12 protein-coding genes and 1 tRNA gene are annotated in these 13,432 nt (G+C 59.9%); 5 read left to right on the top strand and 8 right to left on the bottom strand.

The window, feature by feature from the left end:
• Positions 1-180: 180 nt before the first annotated feature.
• Positions 181-1,221, top strand: coding sequence for a patatin-like phospholipase family protein (locus tag VHC04_RS21970; RefSeq protein WP_325684873.1), 1,041 nt, complete (start codon positions 181-183; stop codon positions 1,219-1,221).
• A gap of 3 nt (positions 1,222-1,224) precedes the next feature.
• A complete protein-coding gene (locus VHC04_RS21965; protein ID WP_325684872.1) occupies positions 1,225-2,688 on the top strand; it encodes a GntP family permease in 1,464 nt (487 codons plus the stop codon).
• Between the two features lie 301 nt (positions 2,689-2,989).
• Here VHC04_RS21965 and VHC04_RS21960 read toward each other — a convergent pair whose 3' ends face one another.
• From VHC04_RS21960 to VHC04_RS21945, 4 genes are all read right to left on the bottom strand, one after another.
• A complete protein-coding gene (locus VHC04_RS21960) occupies positions 2,990-3,370 on the bottom strand; it encodes a hypothetical protein (protein WP_325684871.1) in 381 nt (126 codons plus the stop codon).
• A 426-nt stretch (positions 3,371-3,796) separates the two neighbouring features.
• Positions 3,797-4,288, bottom strand: a complete 492-nt coding sequence (locus VHC04_RS21955; protein ID WP_325684870.1) for a glycosyltransferase family 9 protein — start codon at positions 4,286-4,288, stop codon at positions 3,797-3,799.
• Positions 4,289-4,476: 188 nt separating this feature from the next.
• Positions 4,477-4,959 (bottom strand): DUF1269 domain-containing protein, encoded by a 483-nt coding sequence (locus VHC04_RS21950; protein ID WP_325684869.1) that lies wholly within the window; start codon positions 4,957-4,959, stop codon positions 4,477-4,479.
• Between the two features lie 320 nt (positions 4,960-5,279).
• Complete coding sequence (locus VHC04_RS21945) at positions 5,280-6,269, bottom strand: chemotaxis protein CheB (protein WP_325684868.1); 990 nt, start codon at positions 6,267-6,269, stop codon at positions 5,280-5,282.
• Between the two features lie 117 nt (positions 6,270-6,386).
• Between VHC04_RS21945 and VHC04_RS21940 the strand changes: the two genes are divergently transcribed.
• Both VHC04_RS21940 and VHC04_RS21935 read left to right on the top strand, forming a co-directional pair.
• Positions 6,387-9,878 carry a chemotaxis protein CheB gene (locus tag VHC04_RS21940; RefSeq protein WP_325684867.1) on the top strand — a complete coding sequence of 1,164 codons (3,492 nt, stop codon included), beginning with the start codon at positions 6,387-6,389 and terminating at the stop codon, positions 9,876-9,878.
• Between the two features lie 19 nt (positions 9,879-9,897).
• Entirely contained in the window at positions 9,898-10,242 is a 345-nt protein-coding gene (locus VHC04_RS21935; RefSeq protein ID WP_325684866.1) for a response regulator, read from the top strand.
• 401 nt (positions 10,243-10,643) lie between these two features.
• Here the strand turns inward: VHC04_RS21935 and VHC04_RS21930 are convergent, their stop codons facing one another.
• The 3 genes from VHC04_RS21930 to VHC04_RS21920 form a co-directional block, all read right to left on the bottom strand.
• Positions 10,644-10,808 carry a hypothetical protein gene (locus tag VHC04_RS21930; RefSeq protein WP_325684865.1) on the bottom strand — a complete coding sequence of 55 codons (165 nt, stop codon included), beginning with the start codon at positions 10,806-10,808 and terminating at the stop codon, positions 10,644-10,646.
• Between the two features lie 601 nt (positions 10,809-11,409).
• Positions 11,410-11,502 (bottom strand) — tRNA-Ser (locus tag VHC04_RS21925).
• Positions 11,503-11,630: 128 nt separating this feature from the next.
• Entirely contained in the window at positions 11,631-12,257 is a 627-nt protein-coding gene (locus tag VHC04_RS21920; protein WP_325684864.1) for a glutathione S-transferase family protein, read from the bottom strand.
• Positions 12,258-12,331: 74 nt separating this feature from the next.
• On the opposite strand from VHC04_RS21920, the gene VHC04_RS21915 reads away from it, so the two are divergent.
• A complete protein-coding gene (locus tag VHC04_RS21915; protein WP_325684863.1) occupies positions 12,332-13,105 on the top strand; it encodes an exodeoxyribonuclease III in 774 nt (257 codons plus the stop codon).
• Positions 13,106-13,132: 27 nt separating this feature from the next.
• Here the strand turns inward: VHC04_RS21915 and VHC04_RS23115 are convergent, their stop codons facing one another.
• A complete protein-coding gene (locus tag VHC04_RS23115) occupies positions 13,133-13,291 on the bottom strand; it encodes a hypothetical protein (protein WP_408903850.1) in 159 nt (52 codons plus the stop codon).
• Positions 13,292-13,432 lie beyond the last annotated feature (141 nt).

Genomic DNA, 13,432 nt, shown 5'->3' with positions numbered 1-13,432 from the left:
ATTCCGCCAGGAATTCGATATCAGCCCGTCGGAGCTGCGAGCGGCTTCGAGAGCGGGCCTCCGACCGCTGCCTTACGTGCCCGGCATGGCCGCGGGAGCGGACAGGACGCTGAGCAGCATGTTGCGTCCGCAATAATCTCCTCAAGGCGTCCAGGGACAACAAGCATCCCCCACCCAGCTATGGACAGGACTATAAAAATGCATCGTTCACCAGTTCTGGTTGACCTCGCCCTGCAGGGTGGGGGCTCACATGGAGCATTCACATGGGGCGTGCTGGACCGGCTGCTCGAGGAGCCCTGGCTCCAAATCGAGGGGGTTTCGGGCACCTCAGCAGGCGCGATGAACGCCGCCGTGCTCGCCGACGGCTTCGCCGCTGGCGGCGCAGAGGGCGCCCGGCGGGCGTTGGAGACCTACTGGCGTCACGTGTCTGATGCGGCGCGCTATAGCCCTTTCCAGCGGACGCCATTTGACAAGTTTATGGGGCGTTGGTCGCTTGATTATTCCCCCATGTTCCTGTTCATGGACATGATGTCACGCATGTTCTCGCCGTACCAGTTCAACCCGGGAGGCAACAACGCACTAGCGCCCATCCTCGACAAAGAGATCAACTTTGAGCGGCTGCGCCATTCACCCATCAAGGTGTTCATTACGGCCACCAATGTACGTACCGGGCGACCGCGCGTCTTTCGCAATGCCGACATAACGCCTGAGGTGCTGATGGCATCGGCCTGCCTTCCCACCCTCTTTCAAGCGGTCGAAATCGACGGCGAGAGCTATTGGGACGGCGGCTATTCTGGTAATCCGACGCTGGCGCCATTGGTCAACGAGCTTAAGTCGGATGATACCATCCTCATCCCGATCAATCCTGTCGAACGGCCGGGCACGCCGAGAACCCCGGCCGAGATCCTCAATCGACTCAATGAAGTGTCGTTCAACGCGGTGCTGATCAAGGAGCTGACCATGATGGCGCTCCTGCGACAAAACGCGACACAGCCCGCCGAAGGCGATGGCGCGGAATGGGCGCGGATGCGGGTTCACATCGTCCGCAACTCCGTTATGAACAAGCTCGGCTATTCCTCGAAGTTGAATGCCGAGTGGGATTTCCTGAGCATGCTAAAGGAAGAAGGACGCAGCGCGGCCACTGACTTCCTAGTTGCTCATGGCGATGACCTCGGCAAGACCTGCACGGTCGATATCGATCAGCTTCTCGCGGAACTCTAAGTGATGGGGCTTCTCGGCATCCTCGTCGGCCTCGCGGGCCTCATTTACTTTGCCTTTAAAGGCTCTTCCATCCTCATCATAGCCCCGCTGGCGGGGTTGATCGTGGCAGCGTTCGCCGGCGAGCCACTTCTCGCCTCCTGGACGCAAACATTTATGCCTAATGCCGCGCAATTTGTGGCGCAATTCTTCCCGCTATTCCTGCTTGGTGCAATATTCGGCAAGCTCATGGAGGATTCCGGCTCGGTTACCTCCGTCGCCCGGTTCATGACACAGAAGCTGGGGTCCCAGCGCGCAATCCTCGCGGTGGTGCTTGCCGGCGCGATCGTCACCTATGGCGGTGTCAGCCTGTTCGTAGCCTTTTTCGTGCTGGTGCCAATGGCCGTTGAGCTGTTCCGCACGGCCGACATACCACGCCGGCTGATGCCGGCAGCAGTGGCGCTCGGTACCACCACCTTCACCATGTCGGCGATGCCTGGCTCGCCGTCCATCAACAACGCCATTCCTATGCCTTTCTTCGGCACCACGCCGTTCGCAGCGCCAGGCCTCGGTCTCATCGCCTCTGTGGTCATGCTCGGTTTTGGCATGTGGTGGCTGAAGCGTGCGGAAGAGAAGGCGCGAGCCGCCGGCGAGGGGTTCGGTGAGCCTGTGACAGAGCCGCGAAGCAGTGTTGAGCGTGCAGCGGAAGATCCCATCGTGCGCGAGCGTGCGTCCACCTCAGGCTCCTTCGACCCCACCGAGATAGAACGCTCCAGCGAGGCGGAGAAGATACCGCCCATCTTTCTAGCGGCATTGCCCATCATCATGGTGGTCGGGGTAAACCTGATTATGTCGTTCGCGGTGCTGCCGCGCATGGATGTATCCTTCCTCGCAGAGGAGCGTTGGGGCGGCGTCGCTCTCGCCTCGGTAGGTGGTGTGTGGTCCGTGATCACAGCCCTGCTGGCTGCCATAGTCACGGTCATCGCTATCAACTTCCGCCGCGTACCCATACTGCGGGCCACCATGGCAGCCGGTGCCAATGCCTCCGTGCTCCCCATTCTTTCGGTGGCGAGCCTGGTCGGCTTCGGTGCCATCGTGGCAGCGACCCCGGCCTTTGAAGAAGTGCGCAACTGGGTGCTAGGCATCCAGGGCGGCCCACTCGTATCGCTGGCGGTCGCAACCAACATCCTGGCAGCACTCACCGGCTCGGCCTCCGGTGGCCTCACCATTGCTCTCGACGCGCTCGGGCCCACCTACATGCGCCTCGCCCACGAGATCGGCATGGATCCCGCGCTGATGCATCGCGTAGCGGTGATCGGCTCAGGAACCCTCGATAGCCTACCGCACAACGGCGCCGTGGTGACGCTGCTTTCTGTTTGTGGAGTGAGCCATAGGGAAGGCTATCTCGACATCGTCATGGCCTCTGTCGTCAGCGCTATTCTCGCCCTAGTGGCAGTCATCGTCCTTGGCACTGTGGGCGGAAGCTTCTGATGCTGGTAACAGAAGAAGTAGCTTGAGGTTGTATGGAAAATATCAGGCAAGCCGAATCGGCGGTTAACCTCCATTCTCACAGACAGGCAGCGGGTGCATCGGGGCTCTGACTGAAGCGATTCGAGACGGACTCTCATGGCTGATTACGAGCGAACTTGGGGCCAGCCTGCCGTTTCGTACTGCCCAGCAGCACCTGACTATACGAAATTGCACAAAATATTGAGAAAGAGTTTGCCGCACCGCATGGCAAATGTCACCGCTAGCGCTGCTGACCCAACTTACTGGTGCGGAAATTCCTATGTCACCCTTGTGTCGAGCGTTGGCTGTCACTGTTGAGCGCCGCCCGGACCAGATCCAGGATTTCTTTCACTGATGATCCACGGGGTGCGACCATACCTATTTCGGCTGCCTCCGTTTCGTATTCCGGCCTCGCCATGAACAGGATCTTGGCGGCTGGACGTCGCAGGCGCAACATTCGAGCCAGCGCAAACCCATTGGACCGACCGTCCGCGAAGGCTGCGCGGGTAATCAGCAACTGAATACGATCCGGAGTATCGAGGGCGACCATCGCCTCCAACGCATCCTTGAAAGTTGCCACTTCATAGCCGGCATGCATCAGCGCAGCCGCCAGTTCGGCTGCTACGGCCGGCTCATCGTGAACGAGTACGATCGGGGCTGGCATAATAAAAGCTTCTCCTGCCTGTTGCCCGAAACGGGCAACAGGCAGGAGACTGTAGAGTGTCCGGTGGAAACAGCAACTACGGCGCAACGAATCCACAGGTGGCGCCGAAAGCCCGTGGTGCTTGCTTTTAGCCTATGCTCCCCATAGTCAGGGCTGGAGGGGTGGGTACGGAATGCAGGATCGACTGACATCTGTGAAGACTTGGACGCGTCACATCAAGCGGAATGTGATAGTACTTTGGACCGCACTAGGCCCCAGTAGCGCCGACGGGTGGAAGATCTAGTTTTCCTATTGGTGCGACCTCGTGTCGTATTCCATTTAACATCGCGGCCGCCGTCTCATATACCGTGGCAGGCTGAAGTTCCCGCAGGCAGGCGATTGAGCGCGGACAGTCCGCGGCTTTTGCCAGATAGCAGGGACTGCAGGTCATGGAACGCCACAAGTTGACCGCGATCGGCCCAATCGCACCCCATCCCACGGGATCGACAACACCGGAGTGAATGCCGAGTGTTGGGAAATACCCGCGGCGGCCGCAATGTGTTTCGGACCACTGCCATTTCCGATGAGAAGCACGCAATTGACGAGCAGCCGCGGCAGATCGGTGAAGAAGCTCTTCCCCGTGGTCGATGCTGCTCTCGCCGGGTGTGACAGACTCGCCAGCAGGCGGTCGGCAACCTCGGTGTCATCGGGACCACCGATCAACAGGACGTTGACATCATGCCGCTCGATCAGCAGATCGGAAAAATGACTTTCTGACCATTGCTCCATGACGTTGCCGGCTCCGGAGTGGACCGCGACCACGAGCTTGGTGAAGAGTTTGCGAACGCGTGTTGGAAGTTCTGTTTTGGAAGTCGCCGCGGGCTTTTTGATCGGCGCAACTTCATGAGCCTCCGTGGCATGACCGATCGCGTCTACCAAGGCGACAAGGTCGTTCGTGATGTGACTGCGCTTCCGCTGAAACTTAATGTCTCCGTCCCACCGATGTTCACCCGAATGTCAGATTAAGTCTAGACTTCTACACTCCATGCAGCACTGAAGCTCTACGCGTGGTGACCGCATCGCCTCGCAGAGGGAGGCGTCCGTATCTGAAAGCTCTGCCAAGCGATTCACGCCTTCAGAGCTTCCTGCAGCTTGACCTCCTGATCGGTCGTTAGGTTCGTGCGCAGGACCTTGCCACCGAAGGTGGCCATGGCGGGCAGCACCTTATCGGCAGTAACTTTGCGTACCAGCACGCAGAGTGCCGCCTGGCCAGGCGTTAGTGCCTCCGCAGCTTCCTTTATGAATTTGTCATCAATGCCGACGTCGGTGAAGCGGCCACTGAGCGCACCAGCTCCGGCACCGATCGCCGCGCCGAGCAGCGGATTGAGGAAGAGGAGGCCGATCAGGGCGCCCCACATGCCGCCCGAGGCCGCACCAGCAGCCGTTGTGTTGATCAACTGGTTCAGCTTCACATGCCCGTCCGGCTGGCGTACCGCCACGACGGCATCGCCGAGCTCAATCAGGTATTCCTTTTGCAGCTCAATGAGCTTCTTCCGTGCAGCTTCCGCCGTCGCTTCGGTATCGTAGGCGATGATGACGAGGTCTGCCATGAAGAGCTCCTGCCCAAAGTTTTGCGATGTATTCATAGCGTGCGGAGGCTTCGATGCAACCTGTCAAGGGAAACTGTCCTGATTCACCGACGACCGTCCGAACGACGGAGCCGCATTACAAACAGGCGCAACGCCAGACGGCGATTCGCCAAAAGCCAGGTTTGGTATCCCGCTCCGCCTCGGCCAGCGCGTGATGGCAAGGCATGACATGGTGCTACCTTTCTCATGCAGCCGCAGCCGCCAGACCGCCTTTCGGCACTAGGTCCTCAACCTTCGTGACCAGCGCCAATGCCTGCTCATCACGATGCCAAGCCAGGCCATCAGGTCTTCCTGGCAGATTTGTCGATCGCTCGCCTCAGGATATCGGCATAGGATCGGCTTTCATTGACACGTTCATCATAGGAGCCAGCCGCGGCGGCGCGGCCGGAACGGCGGGCGTCCTCCGCCATCTTCTCCGTCAGCACTGCGCGCTCTTCCATGATCCTGAGGGCCACGCGAAGGGCTTCATCAACAGATCCCTCCTTCTCATTCTCCAGAGTCTCGGCGGTATAAGAGTGGCCGACCTGGCATCTGAAGCGAAGTGGTGGCCCTCGCCTGACCTGGGAAAGAACACCGCCGCACGCCGGGCAAGAAAGCGGGACAGGGTCGCCGAGTTGAGCTATGATATCGGTGCCTACGTGGCGGCCCAGGGCAATCTCGACTTCCGCCCTGATATCCGCCGGTATTTCCACGGCCGGCCCGGGCTCCTCCGCAGCCAGCTTGACCAACAATGCGGCCATCTCGGAGAGCGGGGACCGATAGTCGATGTCGGTGGCCCGCAATGCGCCCCAGGGCATTTCGGCAGCAACTGCGTCCGCCGGGTTTTGGACGACGGTAATTCCGCCGCAGCGTTTTACGTCAGCGACACCAGCTGCCCCATCGTTCAGCAGTCCGCTGAGCACCACGGCAATGGTTCGGGGACCGAAGGAGATGCCTACTGAGCGGAAGAGTGGATCGACTGCCGGTCGTGCCAGATTCTCCCGTGGACCGCGGCCCAGCCTCACCACATCGTCGATGACAAGAAGGTGATGATCCGCCGGGGCAACATAACCGTGCCCGCGCTGGAAGCGTTCACCGTCCACTGCCGTACTGATGGAGATCGGCGATTGTGCGTCAAAGATGTCGGCCAGGAGATTTTGCCCATCGGCGCCCACATGAACGACGATGAACATAGTTGCCGCGAAATCGGCCGGCAGGTCGCGGCATAGTTGTCTGATGGCATCTACAGCGCCCATGGACCCGCCAATTGCAATGATGTCGCGCCGGTTCATATCTAATCCTTCTGCTTTCTCAGGCGACCCTTGAGGCTTTGGTTTTAGACGGTTCTGATGAGAGGGAGTGTAGGAACCTAGGCGTCGGTGCCGTGGGTTGCATCAATTGGAGGTGTCATGGAGCGAGATGCCGATCCGCCGATCGTAGGGATTGGAGCCTCGGCCGGCGGGGTAAAAGCCTTGCAAAGTTTCTTCGAGGCGCTACCCGAGAACCCAAATGCCGCTTTTGTCGTCGTGGTCCATCTCGATCCAGAATCCAGAAGCCAGCTCCCCAACATCCTCGCCAGCCGAACTTCTATGCCGGTGGTCCAGGTCGAGCAAACGGAGAAGCTTGAAAACAATCATGTCTACGTGATCGCGCCGAACAGCCGATTGGTCATCTCCGACCACACAATCTCGGCGTCTCCCTTCGACGAACCTCGGTATCAACGCGCGCCTATAGACCTCTTCTTTCGATCGCTGGCTGAGCAGCACAGCGATGGCTTCGCCTACGCCGTGGTCCTCACCGGGGCAGGTTCCGACGGCGCCATCGGAGTCAAGGCCATCAAGGGGTCGCAAGGCATCGTGCTGGTGCAAGATCCGAATGAGGCGGAATTTCCATCGATGCCGCGTAGCGCGATCGCTGCCGAGGTGGCAGACTTTGTCCTGCCGATCCGCGACCTTGCCAGGCAACTCGTCGAACTCCTGCAAAGCGCCAAACCCATGGTCGCTGGGGTTGACAGCGACGACGAGAGCTTGAGACGGATACTCGCTCACCTTCGGGTCCGTGTCGGCCACGATTTCTCGCTTTATAAGCGCGCGACAATCCTGCGCCGCATTTTCCGACGTACGCAGGTTACGCGCTCGGAGTCCCTGGCGGCCTACTATGCGTTTCTCCGCGAGAATGCCGAAGAGGCCCAGGCGCTATTCTCAGATTTTCTAATCTCGGTGACCACTTTCTTTCGCGATCCCGCCGCATTCGAGATGCTGGGCCAAGAGGTCATCCCACAGCTTCTGGAGGGAAAGGAGACGGGCGGGAGCGTCCGGGTGTGGGTGCCGGGTTGTGCAACCGGAGAAGAGGTCTATTCAATCGGGATTCTGCTGCTGGAAGCGGCGGGCCGACGCGAAATGCGACCAGAGATTCAGGTGTTCGGCTCGGATTTGGATTCCGCTGCATTGGCCGTGGCTCGCGAGGGCCGGTATCCGTCGGCAATTGAAGCGGACGTCTCTGAAGAGCGCCTGCGCAGGTTTTTCCAGCGCGAAGGCGACCACTATAGGGTTCGAAGGGAACTCCGGGACATCGTACTATTCGCCAGTCATAGCTTGCTGAGGGACCCGCCATTCTCGCGGCAGGACATGATCTCATGCCGCAACCTGCTCATTTATCTGGATCGTGATCTGCAGCAACAGGTCTGCAATACCTTCCATTATGCCCTCAATCCCAATGGCTTCCTGTTTCTGGGCGGCGCGGAGAATGCCGACCACCCGGCTGGACTGTTCCGCGCGTTGGATCGCGACGCAAGGATTTATCGATCCGTGGCGTTGGCCGGCGAAAGGCGGCCTGCATTGCCGATTTTATTAGGTCCCAGGCAGCAGCCGGCCGGCGCACAAGCTGCTCCGCGCCTCACATCAGGTCAGACCACAGCCGATGCCACATTGCATCGTCAAATGCTGGAGCGCGTCGCGCCACCCAGCATGCTTGTCGACGAAAACTATAGCGCGGTCCATCTTTCGGAACATGCGGGCCGGTTTCTGCAATTGTCAGGTGGGCCGGTCAGCACGGAAGCCGTTGACCTGGTTCGGGAGGAGCTTCGCTTCGACCTCAGGACCGCGCTGCATCGTGCATTTGAGCGCGGCGAGGCGACTCTCAGCATGCCCATATCGGTCCAGTTCAATGGTGCAGGACATCGCGTCTATATGCAGGTCAAGCCTGTGGTGCAGGAGAACGATCCTGTGCGCTATGCGCTTGTGCTGTTCATTGAAGGAGAGGCTGTCGAGAATGACAATCTTGAGACCACAGATCGGAAGGCCGAAGGTGCAACCAATCAGATTGTAAAGAAGCTGCAGGAAGAGCTTCAGCTGGCGCACAGCCGATTGCGTGCGACGCGGGAAGACTCCGAAGCCACCAATGAAGAGTTACGCGCGGCCAACGAGGAACTACAGTCAATCAACGAGGAATACCGTTCGACCTCCGAAGAGCTGGAGACGAGCAAGGAAGAACTCCAATCGATCAATGAGGAACTGCAGACCGTCAACAATGAACTCAAACTCAAGCTGGAGAGCGTCTCGCGCGCCCATAGCGACCTTCAGAACCTGATGGCGGCAACCGACTTCGGTACCCTGTTTCTTGACCCGAGCTTGCGTATCAAGCGATTTACGCCTCGATTGATGGAGCTGTTTAACATCACCGTCAGCGACGAAGGCCGCCCCATTACGGACTTCACGCATCAGCTCGACTACGATGGTCTCGCTGACCACGCCCTCGCGGTTTTGAGGGACCTTGTTCCCGTCCAGCATGAAGTCGGCAGCCGGACTGGTGCTTGGTATCTCGTTCGTATCCGTCCCTACAGGACGGTCGATGACAAGATCGACGGTGTGGTCGCGACCTTTGTGGATATCACCGAGCGGCGGCTTGCCGAGGAAGCTCTACGCAAGAGCGAGGAGCATCTCAGGCAGGAGATGCGGCTTGTTGAGCTTTCGCGGTCGCCGATTTTCGTATGGGACTTCGATGACGGCGTGGTTCAATGGAATCGTGGAAGCGAGCAACTGTACGGCTATTCCCGCGAGGAAGCTATCGGGAAAAGAAAAGATGCACTGTTACAAACGTCTGTGCCCGGATCCTCCTTCAGTAATCTCCGCCAGTCGCTTCTTGAACACGGAACATGGAGTGGGGAGCTGCTGCACCGGGCGAAGGACGGACGAGTTCTTAATGTGGAAAGCCATATCGAGCTCTTCCCAGTCGGAGAGCGGCGTCTGGTGCTGGAGAGCACCAGGGATATTACCGACCAAAAGAAGTGGGAGCGGCGGCGGCAGCTGCTTTTGAGTGAATTGACGCATCGTGTCAGCAATACCCTGGCTGTTGTCCAGTCGATGGCCAGGCAGACGTTGCGGACCACGGATTCACCACAGGATTTTGTAGAGCGGTTCGAAGGCCGGTTGGCTGCCTTGGCGCGCTCCCATAGCCTCCTGGTCGAAGCCGATTGGGAAGCCATGGACTTCCGTCAGCTCGTTCGCACCCAACTCGCTGCTTATATGACGGATAATCCCGAACGACTACGCCTTCAGGGCGCCTCCCTCGATTTGCCTCCCGATTTCGCGACCCCGTTTGGTCTCGTATTTCACGAACTTGCCACCAATGCGGCGAAATACGGCGCTTTTTCGGTTGCAACCGGAAGCGTACTCCTCAGTTGGCGCGTTGATGAGAGAGATGGGGAGCGATTGCTACGGGTGGCATGGCAGGAAACCGGAGGCCCACCTGTAACGCCACCGACGAGACATGGCTTTGGGGGGTCTCTCATCGAACGAAGCCTTCCCGGTGCGATCGTCAAGCGGAATTTTGTTCGGGAGGGGCTGGTTTGCACAATTGAACTTCAGTTCCCGGAGGAGCCGGAAAGTGGGACGGACGCCTGAGCACCATCCTTTGCAGAACATGCGGATTCTCGTCGCCGATGATGAGTTCCTAATTCTCGTCGTTATCGAAGAGACGCTTCAAGATGCGGGGGCTGAAGTCGTAAGCGCGGCCACACTGGCCGACGCAATGGAGGCTGCCGAGGATCGCTCGCTCTCTGCCGCCATCCTGGACGTGCGTTTGGGACGTCATACCACTGAAGCTGTCGCGGAGATTTTATCCGAGCGTAGTGTGCCATTTTTGTTCCACAGTGGTCAGGCCTTACCGGATTCGATCCGTGCCAAGTTCCCTCACGCCAGGATGCTGGCTAAACCGGTGAAGCAAGGCGCCTTCGTCACCGCCATTCTTGAAGCTGTTCACCATTGAATCGTCGGGTCATTAGACCGGGCCGCAACACTGAGCACGGCCGAGATCAAGAAACTGAGCCGGGCTTGTTCACAGATCTTGCTTGAACGCGCTGCCAAAGCCGGATTGAAAGGCACGCTGGCATAGCCGGTCAGCCTGCATGAACTGCGTGCGGGCTTCGTGACAACCGCCTACGGTGGCGGCGTTCCTGACAAAGAGATCATGGGACATACGCGTCATCGGAGCCTGACTCAGCTTAGTTAATTGATTCCAATCGGAAATTGGCGCGACACAAAAGGTGTTATGTGAAACTGCGGCCGTGATTGCGCAGATACTTGGAGCTATCCTGCAATGCGGAGCGGCCGTACCTTCGCTAGACCTCCACAGACGCTCGCACAACGGCGTTGCAGGCGATGGCTGTCCTACAGACCACGCATCTGGATCAGCGACCGACGGCGGCGAACGAGGTTCATGGCAAGATCAGTGATCTGTTCCTGCAGCTTCGGCGGTGCGACGGCGATGACACCGTGATCTGATTTGCCGATATCCGGGAACCAGGTTTGGGTGCGCGGGAGTTTGGCCAGCACGTGGGCTATCACTTCAGCATTGCTGGCAAGAACGAAAACATCTCCAATGGACCTCACGACAGCAGGTGAATACGACTTCCTATTGCGGTGTGCGGAGGTATCGCGTAGTATCCACCACCTCCCAAAACTACTCTGCCAACGGTCCTGTCAGGAGATCGATACAGTCGATCAGGAGTGGGAAGCGCTTCGACAAGCGCTTGCTCGGCGCGATGCGCCCGGAGCAGTAATCCCCACGGTCATCAATCACTGGAACTTGGCGCGTCAGACGACCGTGCCACCCATATAGGCCATTCTGCTTGGTGCCCGCCGGCGCGATACTTCCGACATGCCCCGGCCTATCCTCAAACCTGTCCCCACGGCCTCCGAGCAGCTTGAAGCGTTGCTCGGCTATCCTTGGCCGTTCCCCGGCCGGCCGCCGAAGCATGACCTTTCGACATGGACCGTCGCCGACGATTGGCCGGAGCGCGTGCCCGTCACCGAGGTCGAGGTCGCGGATCGGGAGGTCCGCATCATCGGCTCAAAAAGCAATCTGCTTCAGACGCTGACCGCCGCGGCCGGCGTAAGACCGGCTACACCCAGCGTTCGCAGTTCTGTTCCGAAGTGGCGGAGGGGATGGGATTCGAACCCACGATAGCCCTTGACAGACTATAACGGTTTAGCAAACCGCCGCCTTCAGCCACTCGGCCACCCCTCCGCCGGAGGGCACATCCCCGGACGCCCGCGACAGGCACCGGACACGGCGTTTGCACAGACGCTTCTAAAGGAACCGGCGGCACACCGTCAAACGCCCAATTGGCCGCCAGTCCGATCCGGGCTCCCCATTCAGCTCAGCGCCACCTCAAATCCCTTCGCCGTCGCCGGGCGCGCCATCATCCGCTCATACCAGCGTTTCACATTCGGGAAATCCCCAAGGTCGACCTTGTGCCGCTCATGCCGCCAAGCCCAGCCCAGGATGGCGAAATCGGCGATCGAAACCTCGTCAGCGACGAAATCCCGGCCGGCCAGCCGTTTGTCCAGCACGCCGTACAGGCGCCTCGTCTCCTTCATGTACCGCGCCAGGCCATATTTCTGATCGGCGGGATTCTCCACTGTCAGGAAATGGTGCACCTGTCCCGGCATCGGCCCAAATCCGCCCATCTGCCACATCAGCCACTCCAGCACCGGCACCTGCTTGCGCGGGTCGGTCGGATAGAACTTCCCGGTCTTTTGGCCCAGATAGATCAGGATCGCGCCGGATTCGAACACGCTGATCGGCCGCCCACCCGGCCCGTCCGGGTCGACGATCGCCGGAATCTTGTTGTTCGGACTGATCTTCAGAAACTCCGGCGCGAACTGCTCGTCCTTGGAGATATTCACCGGCCGTACGGTGTAAGGCAGCCCCATCTCCTCCAGCGCCACGCTGATCTTGCGGCCGTTCGGCGTGTTCCAGGTATAGAATTCGATCGGCATCGGACTTCTCCCCCAAGAGGTTTGCGCCGCACAGTGACCGACCATCTCAGCCCGAACAAGGGGAGGCCCAGCCGATGAAGATCGCCACCTGGAACGTCAACTCGATCCGCCAGCGCGAAGCTCACGTCCATCGCTGGCTGCAAAGCTGCCAGCCCGACGTGCTGTTCCTGCAGGAGATCAAGTGCGAAACCGCCGCGTTTCCGGTCAAGACGTTCGAGCCGTTGGGCTACCGGTCACAGGCGGTGGGCCAGAAATCCTACAATGGTGTTGCCGTGATCGCGCGCGTGCCATTCACCGTCACGCATACGGAACTACCCGGCCTGCCCGCCGATGACGCCCAGGCCCGCTACATCGAGATCCAGGCGGCCGGCATGACCCTGATCGGCATCTACCTGCCAAACGGCAACTCACGCGGCGAGGAGGGATTCGCCTACAAGCTGGCGTGGATGGACTGCCTGGCCGCCCGCGCGAAAACGCTGCTTGCGCAGGACATACCCCTGCTGATCACCGGCGATTTCAATGTCTGCCCGACGGAGGAGGACCTCGCGCCGGGCGCCCTATCGTCCAATGATGCCCTGATCCGCCCGGAATCCCGCCAGCGCTTCCGCACGCTCCTCTGGCTCGGCCTCACCGACGCGGTACGGGCCATTCATCCGCATGGGACGGTCTATACGTTCTGGGACTATCAGGCCGGAGCCTGGCAACGCGATCTTGGCCTGCGCATCGACCACACGCTGCTGTCGCCGACACTGGCAGAAAAGCTCATCGCCGCCGACCCGGATCGGGAGGAACGGGCGCAACCCCAACCTTCCGACCACGTGCCGGTCACGGTCACCTTGGACGACTGATCCGGACACCTTGAGGCCAGTCCTGGCCTATCGCCAATGCGCTGGCACCCAAACCCAGCGGCCCGGACCCCAGACCCAATGGCCAGGAACATATTGTCCATAATGCGGCTTCCGTTCCACATAACGGCCACCGATCCAGATATAGCGATACCCGTTCCAGTGCCAATGTCCCGGCTCCCATACCATCCGAGCGTTTGGAGGCGGCGGGATACGTTCAGGCCGCGGTGGCGGGACCGGGGCATAACCGGGCGCACCTGGCGGCGGTCCTCCCGGCGCTCCAGGGGGCGGAGCCGGTTGCGCCACGGCAGTCGCGATCGACGCCAGAAC

The organism is Rhodopila sp., assembly GCF_035548095.1.
Lineage (GTDB): Bacteria > Pseudomonadota > Alphaproteobacteria > Acetobacterales > Acetobacteraceae > Rhodopila.
Note: the sequence above shows the minus strand (reverse complement) of the source record. Positions and strands in the feature narration are given on the sequence as shown.